Source organism: Cutibacterium sp. LaCa_89, from assembly GCF_058177555.1.
On record NZ_CP190889.1, the window covers coordinates 677,782 to 696,504 of the forward strand.

The window sequence follows — 18,723 nt, forward strand, 5'->3', positions numbered from 1 at the left end:
TAGACTCGTGCCATGTCTCAGCTCTTGCTCACCGCGGTCGGCGCGGATCGCGCCGGACTCGTCTCCGACCTGTCCGGAATCATTGCCAGTCACGGCGCGAACTGGCTTGACAGTCGCATGGCACGGCTTGCCGGTGCCTTCGCCGGAATCGTCCTCGTCGGCATCGAGGACTTCAAGGTCGAGGCTCTCAAGGACGACCTCGGAACCCTCGAGGCCAAGGGGCTGCGGGTCACCGTCACCGACACGACCGCACAGGATGACGAGGACGAGGCCGTCCTCGTGGTCCACCTCGTGGGCCACGACCATCCCGGCATCATCCACAAGGTGACGGTCACCATGGCCCGTCTCGGTGTCACCATCGATGACTTGTCCACCGGCCTGCGCGAGGCTCCGATGGGCGACGGCATCCTCTTCGAGGCCGAGGTGCAGTGCCGGATCACGAACGCGACGACCCTTGAGGATCTACGCTCGGAACTGGAATCCATTGCCACCGAGATCATGGTCGACATCGATCTGGTCGACCGTTCCTGATCCCGGGGCCGACGAGGAGGCCTTATGACGCGCATCCCCGGCACCGATCTGGACATCAGGCCGCTGGTGTTGGGAGCCAATACCTTCGGCTGGACTGCCGACGAGCACGACTCCCACGCCATCCTGGACGCCTTCCTCGGCGGCGGGGGCTCGCTGGTCGACACCGCTGACGGCTATTCCCACTGGGCCGAGGGGAATGTGGGCGGTGAATCAGAGACGATCATCGGATCATGGCTCGAGAAAGGCGGCCATCGCGACGACATCCTCATCGCGACGAAGGTGGCCACCCACCCCGAGTTCAGGGGGCTGTCCGCTGAGAACATCTCGGCTGCTGTCGATGCCTCCCTGGTGAGGCTCCACACCGACCACATCGATCTCTACTACGCCCATTACGACGACGACAACCAGCAGATCGAGGACATGGCCGTAGCTTTCGACAAGCTCGTCAAGGCTGGCAAGGTGCGTTGGGTCGGTCTGTCGAACTTCTCGGTGACCCGGGAGCAGAAGTGGCTCGAGGTGGCCGAGCACGAGGGGCTGGCGAGTCCGATCGCCCTGCAGCCTCAGTACAACCTGCTGCACCGCGCCGACGTCGAGGATCCCCAGGGGTACGGCCAGCTGGCCAGTGAGTACAACCTGGCCCTCTTCCCGTACTTCTCGCTGGCATCGGGCTTTCTGACCGGCAAGTACGCCACCCGTGACGACCTCCACGGTGTTGCCAGGGAATCGATGATGGCTGCGTACCTGCCTGACGACGAGCACGAAAAGGCGGCCTTCACGGTTCTCGACCAGCTGAGGGAGATCGCCGGTGACCACGGCGTCGAGGTGACGTCGGTCTCGTTGGCGTGGCTGATGGCCAAGGGTGTCACTGCACCGATCGCCTCGGCGCGCACCGTGGATCAACTCGGTCCGTTGCTCGCCGCCACCGATCTGACCTTGTCCCATGACGAGGTGTGTGCTTTGGACGCGGCGTCGGAGCTGTTCACTCGCGACTGAAAGCCGACCAGATCCTCGTGGTTGGAGGCTGAAGCCGCATAAAGTGTGAATATGGCCACTACTGCTTTCAAGGGACAAACCGTCAACACCGTCGCCGACCTGCCCCAGGTTGGATCCGATCTTCCGTCATTCACCCTCGTCAAGACCGATCTGTCGGAGCTGACCAGCGACGAGCTCAAGGGTGAGAAGCTCGTCCTCAACATCTTCCCGAGCCTCGACACGGGTGTCTGCGCCAAGAGCGTGCGTACCTTCAACGAGAAGGCTGCCGGACTCGACGACACCACCGTGCTGTGTGTTTCCCGTGACCTTCCCTTCGCTCAGGCTCGTTTCTGCGGCGCCGAGGGCATCGAGAATGTCGTCGTCGCCTCGGCCTTCCGCTCCCACTTTGGCAAGGACCTCGGCGTCACCCTCGCCGACGGACCGATGCAGCACCTGCTGGCCCGCGCCGTCATCGTCGTGGACGCCGAGGGCAAGGTGACCTACACCCAGCTGGTCGACGAGATCACCACCGAGCCCGACTACGATGCTGCTCTCGAGGCCGTCAAGAAGGCCTGATTCAAGCGCATTCCAGGGGCGTTCCGACGACATGCCGGGGCGCCCCTGCCTTCTGCCCTGGTTGCCATACGGGGTATGGGCGAGGAGGTGTCCTGGAACGGTAGAGTGACCAAAACCGCGTCCAGAAGGGCGGGGCGCTCCTATCTGAGGACCACCATGGACGGCGAATTGAAGCGTGGGCTCTCCTCGCGCCACATGAACATGATCGCGATCGGCGGGGCTATCGGGACCGGCCTCTTCGTGGCATCCGGCGCCACCATCTCCCAGGCCGGACCGGGCGGAGCCCTGGTGGCCTACCTGGCCATGGGACTCATGGTCTTCCTGCTCATGCAGTCCCTGGGGGAGATGAGTTCCTATCTCCCGGTACCGGGAGCCTTCGAGACCTACGCGACTAGATTCGTCTCCCCGTCCTTCGGCTTCGCGCTGGGCTGGAATTATTGGTTCAACTGGGCCATCACGGTGGCCGCTGAGCTCGCTGCCGCCTCGATCGTCATGGCCTACTGGTGGCCAAGTGTGCCGTCATGGATGTGGTCAGCCGGTTTCCTGGCCCTGCTGTTCCTGCTGAACGTGTTGTCCGCGCGGGCCTATGGCGAGGGAGAGTTCTGGTTCGCCATCATCAAGGTAGCTGCAGTCCTCGTCTTCCTGGTCCTTGGCATCCTCATGATCGCCGGAATCATGGGTCATTCCCCTGGAGTCTCCAACTGGCGCCATGGTGACGCCCCCTTCGTCAACGGGTTCGGCGGCATCATGACGGTCTTCCTCATCGCCGGATTCTCCTTCCAGGGCACCGAGCTCATCGGTATCGCGGCGGGGGAGTCAAAGGATCCGGGCACGGCCGTTCCGAGGGCCACCAAGCAGATCTTCTGGCGCATCATGATCTTCTACATCGGCGCCATCGCCGTCATCGGACTGCTGCTGCCCTACACCGACCCGAACCTGCTCGCCGGCGAGGTGACGGACGTCGCCGTCAGTCCCTTCACCCTGGTATTGAAGCGAGCCGGAGTCGCCGCGGCCGCAGCCGTCATGAACGCCGTCATCCTCACCTCGGTGCTCTCAGCCGGCAACTCAGGTCTCTACGCATCCACCCGGATGCTCTACGCCTTGGCCCGAGAGGGCAAGGCCCCCAGCGTCCTGGGCACCACCAACAAACGCGGCGTTCCGGTGCCGGCCCTCATCGTCACCACCCTCGTCGGTGCGGCCTGCTTCGCCACCTCCTTGGTCGGGTCAGGCCAGGCCTACACCTGGCTGGTCAACATCTCGGGACTGTGTGGATTCATTGCGTGGATCGGCATCGCGGTGTGCCACATCCAGTTCCGACGCGCCTTCCTTGCTCAAGGACACGATCTGTCCGAGCTGCCGTATCGGGGGCGCTGGTACCCGGCCGGGCCCATCGTCGCCGGAGTGCTGTGCGTCATCGTCACCCTGGGGCAGGGGCGTGACGCGGTCCTCAGTGGTGACGTCACCGGGATGGTTGTCGCGTACATCACCATTCCGGTCTTCCTGGCGCTGTGGTTGGGACACAAACTCGTCACCAGAGCACCTCGTGCAGACCTTTCCACCGCAGACCTCGACCACGACTGACATGATGGAAGGGTTGTAGTCGAACGGCTGTGGCAACGGCGAACGGAGGCATCATGGCTCGACGTCCCGGATGGGTTGATCACCTCATCGGTTGGCACGTCTATCCCTTGGGATTCGTGGGGGCTCCGATGCAACGTGAATCCGACGAGGTGAGCCATCGTCTCGGGCATCTGGAGGCCTGGCTCGACCACGCGGTGTCCCTCGGATGTTCTGGCCTGGCACTGGGGCCGATCTTCGCCTCGGTCAGTCACGGTTACGACACCTTGGACTACTTCGCCGTCGATCCTCGCCTCGGCGACGACACCGACTTCGACCACCTTGTCCATGCCGCTCACTCCCGTGGCCTTTCGGTACTGCTTGACGGGGTGTTCAACCACGTCTCGAGTCGTAACCAGGTCGTGCAGGATGCCCTGGCGGCCGGGCCGGAGACCGATGCCGGACGGATGGTCCGCTGGCGTGACGGTCAGCTCGACGTCTTCGAGGGCCACGGTGACCTCGTCTCCCTCAACCATGACGACCCCGCCGTTCGTGACCTCGTCACCCGGGTCATGAACCACTGGTCCGACTGCGGTGTCGACGGTTGGCGACTCGACGCCGCCTACTCCGTCAATCCGGAGTTCTGGGCTGCGGTCCTGCCTTTGGTGCGTGCGGAGCACCCCGACGTGTGGGTCTTCGGCGAGGTCATCCACGGCGATTATGCAGGAATCGTCAAGGCCTCCGGTATGGACTCGGTGACCCAGTACGAACTGTGGAAGGCAATCTGGTCGTCCATCGAATCCCGTAATTTCTTCGAGCTCGATCACGCCTTGGGGCGTCACAACGAGTTCTCCGATGCCTTCACCCCGATGACCTTCGTCGGCAACCACGACGTCACCCGCATCGCCTCGAAGGTGGGGCAGGATGGTGCGATGGTCGCGACCGCGGTGCTGGCCACCATTGGCGGCGTCCCGCTCATCTACTACGGGGATGAGTTGGCATATCGCGGGATCAAGGAGGAGAGGTTCGGGGGCGATGACGACATCCGTCCGGTGTTCCCGGCCAGCCCGGCGGAGCTGTCCAACCTGGGCGCCGAAACTCTGCGTACTCACCAGGATCTGCTCGGTCTACGGCGACGTCACCCCTGGCTCGTCGACGCCCGTACCGAGTCCCTCGACCTGACCAACGAGCGCTATGTCTACCGCAGTGGTGTCCCCGGGGTGGAGCCCCTCATCGTCGAGCTCGACGTGCGCGACGGATGCTCGGCCCTCATCCGCGAGGCCGGTCAGGTCATCTGGTCCAGCCGGACCTGAGACTCAGTCGCCGCCGAAGAGGTCTCGGGTGTAGACCTTCTCGGCGACGTCAGCCAGCTCGGGGGACATCCGATTGGCGATGATGACGTCGCAGTCAGCCTTGAAGGAGTCAAGGTCTCTGGTGACCTTCGAGCGGAAGAACTCATCCCCCTCGAAGGTTGGCTCGTAGACGATGACCTCGATGCCTTTGGCCTTGATGCGCTTCATGACCCCTTGGATCGAGGAGGAGCGGAAGTTGTCCGAGCCGGCCTTCATGACCAGCCGGAAGATACCCACTCGCTTCGGATTCCTGGCGATGATGTCGGAGGCGATGAAGTCCTTGCGCACCGTGTTGGAGTCGACGATGGCTTGGATGAGGGTCTGGGGGACATCCTGGTAGTTGGCCAGTAGCTGACGGGTGTCCTTGGGCAGACAGTAACCGCCGTAACCGAAGGACGGGTTGTTGTAGTGGTTGCCGATGCGCGGATCCAGGCACACCCCGTCGATGACCTGACGGGTGGACAGCCCACGCTGGGAGGCGTAGGTGTCGAGCTCGTTGAAGAAGGAGACCCGCATCGCCAGGTAGGTGTTGGCGAACAGCTTGATGGCCTCTGCCTCGGTGGCCCCGACGAAGAGTACGGGGATGTCGGTGTCGACGGCCCCGGCAGTCATGAGGTCGGCGAAGAGGTGGGCCTTGGCCGAGTCCGACCCGACGACGATCCGTGACGGATGGACGTTGTCGTAGAGAGCCTTGCCCTCGCGGAGGAACTCGGGGGAGAAGATGACGTCGAGTCCGGGGCGCTCCTTGCGAACCCCCTCGACGAATCCCACCGGAATTGTCGACTTGATGACGATCGTCGCCTCGGGGGCGAGTTCCTGTACCAGGTCGAGGACTCCGTCGACGCTCGAGGTGTCGAAATAATTCTGGTCAGGGTCATAGTTCGTCGGGGTGGCGATGATGACGAAGTCCGCACCCCGGTACGCGTCCTGCGGATCAGTGGTGGCACGCAGGTCCAAGTCGTGGTGAGCCAGGTACTCCGCGATCAGGGGATCGACGATCGTCGTCTGTCCGTTGTTGACCATCGAGACGCGTTCGGCGTCGATGTCGACTGCAACGACACGGTTGTGCTGGGCGAGCAACACTGCATTGGCCATGCCGACATAGCCCAGTCCTGCGACGGCGATTTTCACGGGCACTCCCAGGTAGCTGTGTGCGACGGCGTGAATGCTGGCCGTCGCACATGGACCACCATCATCTTAGACGTGTGCGTTGTGGTGTTTGGAGGTTGCCCGTCGAGGAATGCTCTTACTCCCTGACGTCTCCTGTTTCTGGGGTGTCGGCTGTGAAGCTGTGGCGGGTGATGACGAGTAGTCGCTGTCGTATTTCGTGTATCCGTAGCCGTACGCCGATTCGCCGTATCGCAGATGTGACAGTTTTGAGGAGTCGGCACGGTTCAGGACGATGCCCGAGACCATGCCTCCTGCGTTCTCGATGGAGGAAACTGCGCTTTTAACCTGGTCGACGGTCGTGTGTCCGACCTGGGCCACAACGATGATGGTGTCTGCCAACCGGGAGAGAATCACGGAGTCAGTGACGGGCAGCACTGGCGGGGCATCCACGATGACGACGTGGTCTTGTGCCAAGAACGACAGCAGTTCGGACATGTGCTCCGAACCCAGCAGTTCGGAGGGGTTCGGAGGAGTGTCAGTACAGGGCAAAACACTCAGACCAGTTGTCGGTGTAGTTCGCAGTGCCTGGTCCAGAGGCGCCGCTCCGATGAGGACTTCTGGAAGCCCCAGACCGTCGTCAAGATCGAAGTTTTTCTGCGCCTTTGGCCGTCGTAGATCAGCATCGATGAGGATGACGTCGTCTCCTGCGAGGGCCATCACCTTGGCTAGATTCCCCGCCACTGATGACTTTCCCTCACCCATTACTGACGACGTAACAAGAATGACTTTCGACGTGCTGTCAATCATGGCATAGCGAAGATTCGTGCGAAGCTTCCGGATGGCCTCAGCAGCCTTGAAATCATCGGTCAAGTCAGTCGAAAGGGTTTCGATGGTCGACGACGTGGGGATAGTAGCGAGAATGGGTTTTTCGATACGGTCAGTAATGTCGTCTGTGGTGTGAATGCGGCGATCAGCGAGGTGTCGGATGAGAGCTATGGCGTAACCCAGGATGATTCCTGCCAAGAGGCCCGCGATAATGTACTTCGCTGGCGAGGGTGCCTTCTTCGCCTGGGAAAGATCAGCAGGGGTCATCATGACCACCTGTACTGGAGAGTTCTTTCCCTCGAGGCTTTTCACCTGCTTGGATGATTCGGAGATGACGGAATTAGCGATATTTCTGGCTATGGTGGTGGCAGGGTCCCGGAAAAGTCGGTAGGAGTGTGCTGTGACTAGGGGTTGAGTCGGGTCCAGCGTGTTAGATGGGTGGGCGAGGCCGTCCCGGATGGGATGGAAGTAGCCATGCAATCTACCGATCCCGAGGACCCCGCCCGCGATGCCATCTTCCCCCACCACGCCGCCCAGGATCATTCCTGACACGCCCCTACCTGATGCCCGACTGGCCGATCATCTGTCCAGGGTCCCCGACCCCCGCCAGGCCCGAGGCAAGCGTTACCCCGTGCCGGGGGTGCTTCTGGTCGCGGTCTCGGCGGCGATGGCCGGCTGCCGGGGCTTCACCGCCACCGGCGAGTGGGCAGCCAGACTCACCGACAAGAACCTGAACGAATTCGCGCTGAGATCGGCCCCCGGCGAATCCACCCTGCGGAAACTCGTCGCCCGCATCACCGCCGCCCTGGACGGGCACCTGTGTCTGTACGCCTGGACCCGCACCACCCTCGCCGGCGCGCCACGTGATCGCCGTAGACGGGAAAACGCTACCGGGCTCCCGCTCGGCCACCGAGCGGGCCCGCCACCTGGTCGCCGGCCTCGACCACATGTCGGGGACGGTGATGGCCCCACCGGAGGTCGAGGCCAAGTCCACCGAGATACCGGCGCTGCCCGCCGTGATCAAGGCGCTGGGCGAGCGCGCGGCCGGTGCAGTCATCACCGCCGACGCCCTCCATACCCAGACCGTTAGTGCTACCGCGATCCTCGCCGCCGGTGTCGACTACGTGTTCACCGTCAAATCCAACCAGCCCACCCTGCACAAGAACCTGGCCGGTCAGCCGTAGAAGAAGGTCCCCGCCGGCCACGTCGACGTGGAGAAGGCCCATGGCCGCCTCACCCGGCGCACCCTGAAAGTCCTCCAGGCCCCCACCGGCCTGGGATTCCCCGGCGCCGCGCAGATCGTCCACCGGCGCTGGGTGGCCACCCGGGCCGGGAAGAAGACCACCGAGATCGTCTACCTCATCACCTCGGTCACGCTACCTGAAGGCTCTGCGGCCCGGATCGCGGCCTGGACCCGCGGCCACTGGGGTGTAGAGAACCGGCTCCACTGGGTCCGAGACGTCACGCTCGACGAGGATCGTAGCCAGATCCGCACCGCATCGGCCCCCACGTGATGGCCACGATCAGGAATCTGGCCATCAGCATCCACCACCTAGCCGGGGCCACGAACATCGCGAGAGCCACCCGGCAAGCCGCCTGGGACCCACCCGCCACCTGCACACTCCTCCTCACACTCTGACCACACCACCACTACAGAAAGAAAGCACGACTCTTCCGGGGCCCTGGACGAGGAACAAGGATCGGGAGACCGACAGCTTGAACAGATAACTGAAAATTGCCAGAGAACCGAAGGCCCACAGAGTCCCCCGCGCCACGAGCTGATACTCCTGTAATCCCGAACTCAACAGCCGGATTCGATGGCTGTCGTTGGCTGAAAGAATGAGGAGCCGCACCAGGCCGAAGACCACGGCCAATGCCGAATAGGTGATGTGCCGGGTGCCGGCAATCGTCTGGCTGTCTGGGCTTGGCCAACGGATATATATCGTTGTGATGAGCGCTACGGCTATCGCCAGCGCGTCAGAGAGGGTAAGTCCGAAACGTATGCGCGTCGGCCAGTGAAGGCGTCCGGCGGCCTTGCGGGCAACTTCGGTACTGATGGCGGTGCCTTTCGAACGTGAGAGCACTCTCAAGCTGAAGTCATTCCGAAGCATTCATATCATGAAAGTGACAGTCCCTGCCGGGGCGCGACCATCGCGGATGCTTGGCGGGTTGATCGCCTCTACGGCAAGGCACAATGCAGTGTCAGACTCGTCCGGGCGACGGGTGAGCGCTCCGGTACGTTCTCTCGCGGCCAGGCTGTGTGATAGCCGCGATGAAGACGTCGGTATGGTTGAGACGGTTTTGTCCGGGGTGAGCTGTCTGGGAGGAACTATGGACACCATCACCATCACCGCTGATGACGGAGCCGACGTCGACGTCCTTGTCTGGCGTCCCGAGGCTGCGTCGGGGCGCCCCATCAAGGGCTTGGTGCAGTTCTGCCACGGTATGGCCGAGTACGCGGCTCGCTATGACGAGGTCGCCCGGGTGCTTGCAGCCGACGGCTGGCTCGTCGTGGCGAACGACCACCGTGGCCACGGGCCGCGTGCTGCTGCCATAGGAGAACTCGGAACCACGTCTGATCGTGGCTACCACCAGCTGCTCGACGACCTGTCCGCCGTCGCTGACCACTTCATGGCCAAGCTGGAGGGGAAGCCGTGGTTCCTCGTCGGACACTCGATGGGGTCGTTCCTTGCCCGTGTCCTGGCCGTTCGTCGGGGACGCGAGATGGCCGGCCTGGTCATCATCGGCACCGGCTCCTCCCTGGGGCCGTTGAGCACTGTCGCCACCGGGCTGGCCCAGGCCCAGGTGCTCATGGTGGGGGAGGACTCCCGCAGCCCGCTGCTCAACACGCTGTCCTTTGGGTCCTTCAACCGAGCCTTCCTGCCGGCCCGCACCGACTATGACTGGTTGTCCCGAGACGCTCACGTCGTGGACGCCTACAACGACGACCCGCTGTGCGGTTTCGTCTGCACCGCAGCCTTCTACCGCGAACTCGTCCGACTCATCGAACTCGCCAACTCCACCGAGATCTTCCGAGCGACTCCACCGGCACTGCCCATTCTGCTGATGTCGGGCGCCAAGGACCCGGTGGGGGACTCCGGCAGGGGAGTGCGCCAGGTCGCGCGTCAGTTGCGCGACTCGGGCTCGCGTGAGGTGGACCTCGTTCTCTACCCCGGGGCGCGCCACGAGATCCTCAATGAGGTGAACCGTCGACATGTCCACGCCCACCTGCGCGACTGGATTGATGCCGTCGCTGCCCGGCCCCGGACCTTGCAGGTTCGGAAAGCACGGTGAAAGGCCGCTCACGTTCGTTTCGCACAATCGTGCACATGCACCCCCGCTGCGTGAAGGCGATTGTGCGCAGCCTAGTATCGTAGGTGCTGGTGCCGAGGAATCCCATCCGGGGTTTCAAGGCGGTAAGAGGGAATCCGGTGAAACTCCGGAACTGCCCCGCAGCGGTGAGTGGGAACGACATCACCATCGTCGCCCATCTGGTTCTCGGACCGGGTGGACGTCGATCAAGCACTGGGCTTCGGTCTGGGAAGCGGTGACGTAGGACTCGTCGGCAGACGAGGTGCCCATGAGTCCGAATACCTGCCAGAGCGTGTGGTGCACTCCGCGTGTGCCACAGCGTCCGAGGTCTCGAGGGCCGGCCGAGGTCGTCCAACCATCCACAGCGGAGCAGGAGTCTGACGAATGACTGATCCTGACAACCTCGCATCCAAGCCCGTCGAGGACAGGATGCCCGAGGAGTTGAGCCTGGCCGGGGACTTCCCGAAGGTCACCCACGAACAGTGGGAGGACGCGGTCCTCAAAGTCTTGAACCGGGGTCGCCCCGAGGGCAAGGAACTCAACATCGAGCAGGGAATGAAGCGCCTCGAGCCGACCACGGTCGACGGCATCCAGATCGAGCCGATGTACCGGCGTCAGGATGCCTCCGAGAAGCTCGGCGCTCCGGGCGTACCGCCCTTTACCCGCGGCACGACGATCCGTGACGGTAGCATGGACGCGTGGGACGTCCGAGCCCTTCACGAGGATCCCGACGTCGAGTTCACCAAGAAGGCCGTCATCGCTGACCTCGAGCGTGGCGTGACGTCCCTGTGGCTGCGGGTCGGTGCCGACGCCATCAACCCCGAGGACATTGCCGGCGATCTCAAGGACGTGCTGCTGGACCTGGCCAAGGTCGAGGTCTCCAGCCGCGACGACCAGGAGGCTGCCGCCGAGGCCCTCCTCAAGGTCTACGCCGATTCCAAGATCGAGCCCGACAAACTGTCGTTCAACCTCGGTCTGGATCCGATCGGTTTCGCCGCCCTCAACGGTGGCACCCCGGATCTGTCCGGCATGGGCGAGTGGGTCAGGAAGATCGAGAAGTACAAGAACTCCCGCGCCTTCGTCGTTGACGCCACGATCTACCACAACGCTGGTGCCGGCGACGTGCACGAGCTCGCCTGGGCCATCGCCACCGGCGTCGAGTACGTCCGCGCTCTCATGGAGCAGGGACTGACCGCCGAGCAGGCGTTCGACGCCATCAACTTCCGGGTGTCCGCCACCCACGACCAGTTCCTGACCATCTGCCGTCTACGCGCCCTGCGCACCCTGTGGAACCGCGTCGGTGAGGTCTTCGAGGTGCCGGCCGCCAAGCGTGGTGCCCGCCAGGAGGCCGTCACCAGCTGGCGTGAGCTGACCCGTGACGATCCCTACGTCAACATCCTGCGAGGCACCATCTCGACCTTCGGTGCTGCTGTCGGTGGTGCCGAGGCCGTCACGACCCTGCCCTTCGATGCCGCCATCGGCCTGCCGAAGAGCGACTTCTCGCGTCGTATCGCCCGCAACACTGGCATCATCCTCGCCGAGGAGTCCAACATCGGTCGCGCCAATGACCCGGCTGGTGGCTCTTTCTACGTTGAGGCTCTGACTAAGAAGCTGGAAGAAGCCGCTTGGGTCGAGTTCCAGGCCGTCGAGGCTGCCGGTGGCATGGCCGCCGCACTGACCGGCGACCACGTCCGCACCGAGCTCGACAAGCTGAATGCCGAGCGCGCCAAGCGTCTGGCGACCCGCAAGCAGCCGATCACGGCCGTCAGCGAGTTCCCGCTGCTCGACGCCAAGACGGTCGAGACCAAGCCGTACCCCGAAACTGCCGAGCGCAACGGGCTGGAGTGGCGCCGCGACGCCGAGATCTTCGAGGCCCTCGTTGATCGTTCCGCCACCTGCTCCGAGCGTCCGAAGGTTTTCCTGGCTTGCCTGGGAACCCGTCGTGACTTCGGTCCTCGCGAGGGATTCTCCGCCCCGGTGTGGCACATCGCCGGCATGGAGACCCCGGAGTGCGAGGGAGGCACCACTGAAGAGGTCGTCAAGGCCTTCAAGGAGTCCGGTGCCGAGGTCGCTGACCTGTGTTCGAACGCCAAGACCTACGCGGCCCAGGGCCTCGAGGTCGCCAAGGCCCTCAAGGAGGCTGGCGCCAAGCTGGTCTACCTGTCGGGTGCCTTCAAGGAATTTGGTGATGACGCTGCCGAGGCCGAGAAGGTCGTCGACGGGCGCATCTACCTCGGAATGGACGTCGTTGACGTCCTGACCACCACTCTGGACACGTTGGGAGTTGCCAAGTGACCACCCTGCCTCGTTTCGATTCCATCAACCTCGGAGACTCTCCGGTCCCCGCGGACGCACAGGAGCAGTTCGCCAAGCTGGCCGCCGCCGCTGGTGAGCAGGAGCCCTGGACCACTCCGGAGCAGATTCCGGTCGGTCACCTGTACTCCGAGGACGTCTACGCCGACATGGACTGGCTGGACACCTACGCCGGTCTGCCGCCCTTCACCCACGGCCCGTACGCCACCATGTACGCCTTCCGTCCGTGGACGATTCGTCAGTACGCCGGATTCTCCACCGCCAAGGAGTCCAACGCGTTCTACCGCCGTAACCTGGCCGCTGGTCAGAAGGGTCTGTCGGTCGCCTTCGACCTGCCGACCCACCGTGGTTACGACTCCGACAACCCGCGTGTTCCCGGTGACGTCGGCATGGCCGGTGTGGCCGTGGACTCCATCCTGGACATGCGTGAGCTCTTCGCGGGTATTCCGCTGGACCGCATGTCGGTGTCCATGACGATGAACGGCGCCGTGTTGCCGATTCTCGCCCTGTACGTTGTGACCGCCGAGGAGCAGGGTGCCAAGCCCGAGCAGCTCGCCGGAACGATCCAGAACGACATCCTCAAGGAGTTCATGGTTCGTAACACGTACATCTACCCGCCGCTGCCCTCGATGCGGATCATCTCCGACATCTTTGCCTTCACCAGCGCGAACATGCCGAAGTGGAACTCCATCTCCATCTCCGGCTACCACATGCAGGAGGCCGGCGCGACCGCCGACATCGAGATGGCCTACACCCTGGCCGACGGAGTCGACTACATCCGCGCTGGCGAGTCGGTGGGCCTGAAGGTCGACCAGTTCGCACCGCGTCTGTCCTTCTTCTGGGCCATTGGCACCAACTTCTTCATGGAGGTCGCCAAGATGCGCGCGGCTCGCATGCTGTGGGCCAAGCTCGTCAACCAGTTCGGACCTAAGAACCCGAAGTCCATGAGCCTGCGTACCCACTCGCAGACCTCTGGCTGGTCGCTGACCGCTCAGGACGTGTACAACAACGTCATCCGTACCTGTGTGGAGGCCATGGGAGCCACCCAGGGACACACCCAGTCCCTGCACACCAACTCCCTCGACGAGGCCATCGCCCTGCCGACAGACTTCTCCGCTCGTATCGCTCGAAACACCCAGCTGTTCATCCAGCAGGAGTCGGGCACCTGCCGCGTCATCGATCCCTGGAGCGGTTCCGCCTACGTCGAGAAGCTCACCCTCGAGCTGGCTCGCAAGGCCTGGGCCCACATCCAGGAGGTCGAGAAGGCCGGCGGTATGGCCAAGGCCATCGAGAAGGGCATCCCGAAGATGCGTATCGAGGAGGCCGCTGCCCGTACCCAGGCCCGTATCGACTCCGGTCGTCAGCCCCTCATCGGCGTCAACAAGTACCGTCTCGATGAGGAAGAGGATCTCGAGGTCCTCAAGGTCGACAACACCCAGGTGCTCAAGGAACAGAAGGCCAAGCTCGAGCAGCTTCGCGCCAACCGTGACGAGGAGGCCTGCCAGGCTGCTCTGGAGAAGCTCACCTGGGCTGCTGCCAACCCGGACCCGAGCGATCCCGACCGCAACCTGCTCAAGCTGTGCATCGACGCCGGTCGCGCCAACGCCTCCGTCGGCGAGATGTCCGACGCAATGGAGAAGGTCTTCGGGCGCTACACCGCTCAGATCCGTACCATTGAGGGCGTGTACAGCAAGGCAGCCGGTAGCACCGAGTCGACCAAGAAGGTCCACGACCTCATCAAGAAGTTCGAGGAGAAGGAAGGCCGTCGTCCTCGCATCATGATCGCGAAGATGGGTCAGGATGGTCACGACCGTGGCCAGAAGGTCGTCGCGACCGCCTACGCGGACCTCGGCATGGACGTCGACGTCGGCCCGCTGTTCCAGACCCCTGAGGAGACCGCTCGACAGGCTGTCGAGGGCGACGTCCACGTCGTCGGTGTCTCCTCGTTGGCCGCCGGACACCTCACCCTGGTGCCGGCCCTGCGCAAGGAACTGGACAAGCTTGGCCGCTCCGACATCATGATCGTTGTTGGTGGCGTCATCCCGACCCAGGACTTCCAGGAGCTCAAGGATGACGGCGCAGCCGCCATCTACCCGCCTGGCACCGTCATCCCGGACGCTGCCATCGAGCTGATGGAGAAGCTCCTCGCCGCTCACAGCGACGACTGAGACTGGATCGGTCCACGAGACTGAAGGATTGGCCCCTGGAACCCCGCGAGGTTCCAGGGGCCACCGTCATACGGACCTGAAAGCCACTGGGTATGAGCCCTCCGCCATGAACGTTGTCCGTGGGCGGTACGGTAGACGTACCCACCCGATGAAGGAAATGGTGATCATGCCGATCGACGTCCCCGAACTGGTTGAGCAAGTCCTGGCCGGGAGCCGCCAGCACATTGCCAAAGCGCTGACTCTGGTGGAGTCGAGCAAACCGGCACATCGCGAGAAGGCACGCGAGATGTTGCGCCTGCTGGCTCCTCACACTGGTGACGCCATCCGTGTCGGTATCTCGGGTGTTCCTGGCGCCGGTAAGTCGACCTTCATCAATGCCATGGGCACCAAGCTCATCGACGAGTTCAACTACAAGGTTGCCGTCCTGGCCGTCGACCCTTCCTCGACCCGCACCGGCGGTTCGATCCTCGGTGACCGCACCCGCATGGGGGATCTGTGCAACCGTGACGAGGCATTCGTGCGCCCGTCACCCTCCGGCGGTCACCTGGGTGGCGTCGCCCGGGCCACGCGTGAGGCCATGATCGTCATGGAGGCGGCTGGTTACAACGTGGTCCTCGTCGAGACCGTCGGTGTCGGACAGTCCGAGGTCGCCGTGGCAGGCATGGTCGACACTTTCCTCATGCTCTCCGTCGCGGGTACCGGCGACCAGCTGCAGGGCATCAAGAAGGGCATCCTGGAACTGGCGGACGTCGTTGCGGTTAACAAGGCCGATGGCGACAATGCCGGCAACGCGCGTGTCTCCGCTCGTGACCTGTCCATCGCCATGAAGCTCGTCTCCTCCGATGCCGACAAGCGGCGTGTTCCGGTGCTGACCTGCTCCTCGTACACCAAGGAGGGGCTCGACGACGTCTGGCAGGCCATCGTCGACCACCGCGCGTACCTCGAGGCGGACGGCTCCTTGCAGGCCCGCCGTATCGAGCAGCAGCGTGAGTGGCTGTGGAACATGGTCCGCAACGAGATCCTCGAGTCCTTGGACACCGATCCCTCCGTCCAGCAGGTCGCAGAGCAGATCGAGGCAGGACTGGGTACCGAGGCCACCAACGCCTTGGAAGGCGCCGAGCAGATCCTGCGCGCCTTTGCCCGTGCCGTCCCCAATCTGCCGTGGGCGCAGGGGGAGATGGCCAGCACTTCGTGATTTTAGGTCGCCTCAGAATTGACCGGCCGGGGGTGTCAAGCGCTCCCGGCCTTGTCGTGCCCGGGTTGACGGTCCACACCAGGCTGAAGTTAAGACGACTCTGTTTCAAGAAGATTTCTCAGTCATCATGTGAGAGTTTCCAGGTCATGGCCGGGAAGTGACCCCTTGCCACCTTAGGTTCATTCCACCTTCAACGAACCGAGAGGAATGGACATGGCATCACGTCGTACGTCAACCTTGCTGCTCTGTGCAATCACTGGCGCATCCCTTGCCGCGGCCGCTGCCCCCAGCAACGCCGCTCCTGGCTTCACCACCTCACCGCTGCGCACTTCCGCATCCGCGCAGACCACCAGCGGATTCGTCGTCCATCTCAAGGACGACTCGACTTCCGCTCAGGGCATGTCCCGGGCAGCTCGTACCAGCTCCGCCATGCGGGCGAGCTCGACCTCCCTGCGTGGAGCCGTCGATCACGCCGCCAAGGCCCGTGGCGCCCACGTCACGGCATCCCTGGCCCGAGCCAACGACTCGATGTCGATCCGCGTCTCAAAGGGACTCGACTCCAAGGCCGCCAAGGCTTTCATCTCGGAGATTGAGCGCAACCCTGAGGTGGAATCCGTCGAGCCGATCCTCCACATGTCGATCAACGAGCAGACCGGCAAGAAGGTTCGCACCACTGCAGCGGCGTCCGCCCCGAACGACGAGTACTGGAACCGTCAGTGGGGCCTGAACTCCGAGAAGGGCATCGATGCCCCGGGAGCGTGGTCGACCAGCACCGGTTCCGGCGTGACGGTGGCTGTCATCGACTCCGGCATCACCCAGCATCCTGACCTGGCTGGCAAGATCCTGCCGGGTTACGACTTCATCTCTGACGGTCGCATTGCGGGTGACGGAGACGGCCGAGACAACGATCCTTCCGACGAAGGCGACTGGACCCTCGCCGGTCAGTGCGGACCCCGCGCCCGCGACTCGTCCTGGCACGGCAGCCACGTGGCCGGTGTCATTGGAGCTGCGACGAACAACGGCATGGGCATCGCTGGTGCCGCTCCTGACGCCCAGATCCTGCCCGTCCGCGCCCTGGGCCACTGCGGTGGCACTGACGTCGACATCGCCGACGCCATCACCTGGGCCTCCGGCGGTTACGTTCCGGGACTTCCTACCAACAGCCACCCCGCCCAGGTCATCAACATGAGCCTTGGTGGCCGTTCCAACTACTGCCCGACGAGCTACCAGCGAGCCATTGACAACGCCAGGTCTCGTGGTGCCACGATCGTTGTCGCCGCTGGTAACGAGTCGATGGATGCCAGCCGTTCGACCCCCGGTAACTGCCGTGGCGTCGTCGTCGTGGGTGCGACCGGCCAGACTGGTTCCCAGTCCTACTTCTCGAACTACGGTTCGACCGTTGATGTCTCCGCTCCCGGCGGTGACGACCGCACCGGTGACCTGATCCTGTCGACGGTCAACAGTGGTAGGAGAACGCCGCAGTCCCCGGCCTACGGCTACATGGAGGGCACCTCTCAGGCCACCCCGCACGTGGCTGCGATCGCCGCCCTCATGCTGTCCACCAACCCGAACCTCACCCCGTCTCAGGTTGAGTCGATCCTCAAGCAGTCGGTGAAGCCGGCTCGCTGCTATTCAGGATGTGGGACCGGCATCGTCGATGCCCGCAAGGCTGTTCAGACAGCCAGATACGCCTGATCCTCAGCGTCCACTGAGAACAGAACGTGGCCCGGACCATGTGGTCCGGGCCACGTGTCGTGTTGGGGGCGTGATCACCAGGGAACGTCAGGCTCAGTGAGATCGACGGTCTCGGTGACGGTCTGGCCGCTGCTGGTCACGCCCACCTCGTCGCCGGGGTGAAGCTGGCGTCCGCGTCGAGTCTCGACCTCGCCGTTGACGCTGACCTGCCCCGACGCGATGAGTTCGCGAGCCTGACCGCCAGTGTCGGCGAGGTTGGCGAACTTGAGGTACTGGCCGAGCCTGATCATCTGGTCGTCATGCACACCTTCAGTCTGTCACCCGGACCCGACACCTCACAGCACCGAGTTGATGAATCCCTGCAGCCGCTCCGACTTCGGGTGATTGATGACGTCATCGGGAGAACCGGCCTCGACGACGACGCCGCCGTCCATGAAGACGACGTGGTCGGCGACCTCGCGGGCAAATCCCATCTCGTGGGTGACGACGATCATCGTCATGCCCTCGCGGGCGAGGTCCTTGAGGACACTGAGCACCTCCCCGACGAGCTCGGGGTCAAGGGCTGAGGTTGGCTCGTCGAAGAGCATGAGTTCGGGTTTCATGGCCATCGCACGTGCGATGGCGACGCGCTGCTGCTGGCCGCCGGAAAGTTCGGCGGGGTAGTGGTCGGCGCGGTCAGCCATGCCGACCCGCTCCAACAAGGACATGGCCAGCGGCTTGACTTCTTCCTTGGACAAGCCCGACACCTTGATCGGCGCTTCCATGACGTTGCCCAGGGCGGTCATGTGAGGAAAGAGATTGAACCGTTGGAAGACCATGCCGACTCGTGCCCGCTGGGCGGCGATTTCCTTGTCGGAAAGCCGCTTGAGGCGTCCGTCCGGCAAGGGATCATGCTCGTAGCCCACGCGCTCGCCGCCGACCCAGACCTCTCCGGCCTCGAAGGTCTCCAGCTGGTTGATGCAGCGCAGCAGCGTGGATTTCCCGGAGCCGGAGGGACCGAGGAGGACACACACCTCACCCGGGGCGACGTCGAGGTCGATCCCCTTGAGGATGTGCAGGGGGCCGAACTCCTTGTGCAATCCCGTGATGCGCACCATCGGCTCGATGCGTGCAGACT

Annotated in this window: 15 protein-coding genes, 2 pseudogenes and 1 riboswitch; of the genes and pseudogenes, 12 read left to right on the forward strand and 5 right to left on the reverse strand. The window is 63.7% G+C overall.

The features are described from left to right. Window positions 1-12 precede the first annotated feature (12 nt). The 5 genes from ACP8LP_RS03115 to ACP8LP_RS03135 all read left to right on the forward strand — a co-directional run bounded on the left by ACP8LP_RS03115 (window position 13) and on the right by ACP8LP_RS03135 (window position 4,949). Window positions 13-531, forward strand: a complete 519-nt coding sequence (locus tag ACP8LP_RS03115) for a glycine cleavage system transcriptional repressor (protein ID WP_065674154.1) — start codon at window positions 13-15, stop codon at window positions 529-531. Between the two features lie 24 nt (window positions 532-555). Further along, the gene (locus tag ACP8LP_RS03120; RefSeq protein ID WP_279186738.1) at window positions 556-1,524 is read left to right on the forward strand and encodes an aldo/keto reductase; all 969 of its coding nucleotides are present in this window, start codon (window positions 556-558) and stop codon (window positions 1,522-1,524) included. A 51-nt stretch (window positions 1,525-1,575) separates the two neighbouring features. After that, window positions 1,576-2,079 carry a thiol peroxidase gene (tpx, locus tag ACP8LP_RS03125; RefSeq protein WP_004811970.1) on the forward strand — a complete coding sequence of 168 codons (504 nt, stop codon included), beginning with the start codon at window positions 1,576-1,578 and terminating at the stop codon, window positions 2,077-2,079. Window positions 2,080-2,235: 156 nt separating this feature from the next. Continuing rightward, window positions 2,236-3,660 (forward strand): amino acid permease, encoded by a 1,425-nt coding sequence (locus ACP8LP_RS03130; RefSeq protein WP_484483282.1) that lies wholly within the window; start codon window positions 2,236-2,238, stop codon window positions 3,658-3,660. Window positions 3,661-3,713: 53 nt separating this feature from the next. Further along, window positions 3,714-4,949 (forward strand): alpha-amylase family protein, encoded by a 1,236-nt coding sequence (locus ACP8LP_RS03135; protein ID WP_484483283.1) that lies wholly within the window; start codon window positions 3,714-3,716, stop codon window positions 4,947-4,949. 3 nt (window positions 4,950-4,952) lie between these two features. On the opposite strand, the gene ACP8LP_RS03140 is transcribed toward ACP8LP_RS03135, so the two are convergent. Then, window positions 4,953-6,119, reverse strand: a complete 1,167-nt coding sequence (locus ACP8LP_RS03140) for a nucleotide sugar dehydrogenase (RefSeq protein WP_004811967.1) — start codon at window positions 6,117-6,119, stop codon at window positions 4,953-4,955. A 66-nt stretch (window positions 6,120-6,185) separates the two neighbouring features. Beyond that, window positions 6,186-7,466: a tyrosine-protein kinase domain-containing protein gene (locus tag ACP8LP_RS03145; protein WP_279186759.1), complete on the reverse strand. Its 1,281-nt coding sequence runs from the start codon at window positions 7,464-7,466 to the stop codon at window positions 6,186-6,188. On the opposite strand from ACP8LP_RS03145, the pseudogene ACP8LP_RS03150 reads away from it, so the two are divergent. Together ACP8LP_RS03150 and ACP8LP_RS03155 are read left to right on the forward strand one after the other, a co-directional pair. Next, window positions 7,432-7,713, forward strand: a pseudogene (locus ACP8LP_RS03150) (transposase family protein); the annotation flags it as partial. The gene ACP8LP_RS03145 and the pseudogene ACP8LP_RS03150 overlap by 35 nt on opposite strands. A 73-nt stretch (window positions 7,714-7,786) precedes the next feature. Beyond that, a pseudogene (locus tag ACP8LP_RS03155) lies at window positions 7,787-8,437 on the forward strand (ISAs1 family transposase). Window positions 8,438-8,551: 114 nt separating this feature from the next. Here the strand turns inward: ACP8LP_RS03155 and ACP8LP_RS03160 are convergent. Further along, window positions 8,552-9,034, reverse strand: a complete 483-nt coding sequence (locus ACP8LP_RS03160) for a UDP-phosphate galactose phosphotransferase (RefSeq protein ID WP_279186732.1) — start codon at window positions 9,032-9,034, stop codon at window positions 8,552-8,554. A 220-nt stretch (window positions 9,035-9,254) separates the two neighbouring features. Between ACP8LP_RS03160 and ACP8LP_RS03165 the strand changes: the two genes are divergently transcribed. The 5 genes from ACP8LP_RS03165 to ACP8LP_RS03185 all read left to right on the forward strand — a co-directional run bounded on the left by ACP8LP_RS03165 (window position 9,255) and on the right by ACP8LP_RS03185 (window position 17,606). After that, a complete protein-coding gene (locus ACP8LP_RS03165; protein ID WP_015583103.1) occupies window positions 9,255-10,217 on the forward strand; it encodes an alpha/beta fold hydrolase in 963 nt (320 codons plus the stop codon). Between the two features lie 70 nt (window positions 10,218-10,287). Beyond that, window positions 10,288-10,539: riboswitch (cobalamin riboswitch) on the forward strand. An 80-nt stretch (window positions 10,540-10,619) separates the two neighbouring features. Next, complete coding sequence (mutA, locus tag ACP8LP_RS03170) at window positions 10,620-12,530, forward strand: methylmalonyl-CoA mutase small subunit (protein WP_138237581.1); 1,911 nt, start codon at window positions 10,620-10,622, stop codon at window positions 12,528-12,530. Further along, complete coding sequence (scpA, locus tag ACP8LP_RS03175) at window positions 12,527-14,716, forward strand: methylmalonyl-CoA mutase (RefSeq protein WP_015583100.1); 2,190 nt, start codon at window positions 12,527-12,529, stop codon at window positions 14,714-14,716. Before mutA ends, scpA begins: the two co-directional genes overlap by 4 nt. Window positions 14,717-14,864: 148 nt before the next feature. Further along, the gene (meaB, locus tag ACP8LP_RS03180; protein ID WP_036976521.1) at window positions 14,865-15,911 is read left to right on the forward strand and encodes a methylmalonyl Co-A mutase-associated GTPase MeaB; all 1,047 of its coding nucleotides are present in this window, start codon (window positions 14,865-14,867) and stop codon (window positions 15,909-15,911) included. Window positions 15,912-16,124: 213 nt separating this feature from the next. After that, window positions 16,125-17,606 carry a S8 family peptidase gene (locus tag ACP8LP_RS03185; RefSeq protein ID WP_016667188.1) on the forward strand — a complete coding sequence of 494 codons (1,482 nt, stop codon included), beginning with the start codon at window positions 16,125-16,127 and terminating at the stop codon, window positions 17,604-17,606. Between the two features lie 74 nt (window positions 17,607-17,680). Here ACP8LP_RS03185 and ACP8LP_RS03190 read toward each other — a convergent pair whose 3' ends face one another. Next, complete coding sequence (locus ACP8LP_RS03190) at window positions 17,681-17,896, reverse strand: RNA-binding S4 domain-containing protein (protein WP_016667189.1); 216 nt, start codon at window positions 17,894-17,896, stop codon at window positions 17,681-17,683. A 45-nt stretch (window positions 17,897-17,941) separates the two neighbouring features. Further along, window positions 17,942-18,703 (reverse strand): amino acid ABC transporter ATP-binding protein, encoded by a 762-nt coding sequence (locus ACP8LP_RS03195; RefSeq protein ID WP_036976522.1) that lies wholly within the window; start codon window positions 18,701-18,703, stop codon window positions 17,942-17,944. Between the last annotated feature and the right edge of the window lie 20 nt (window positions 18,704-18,723).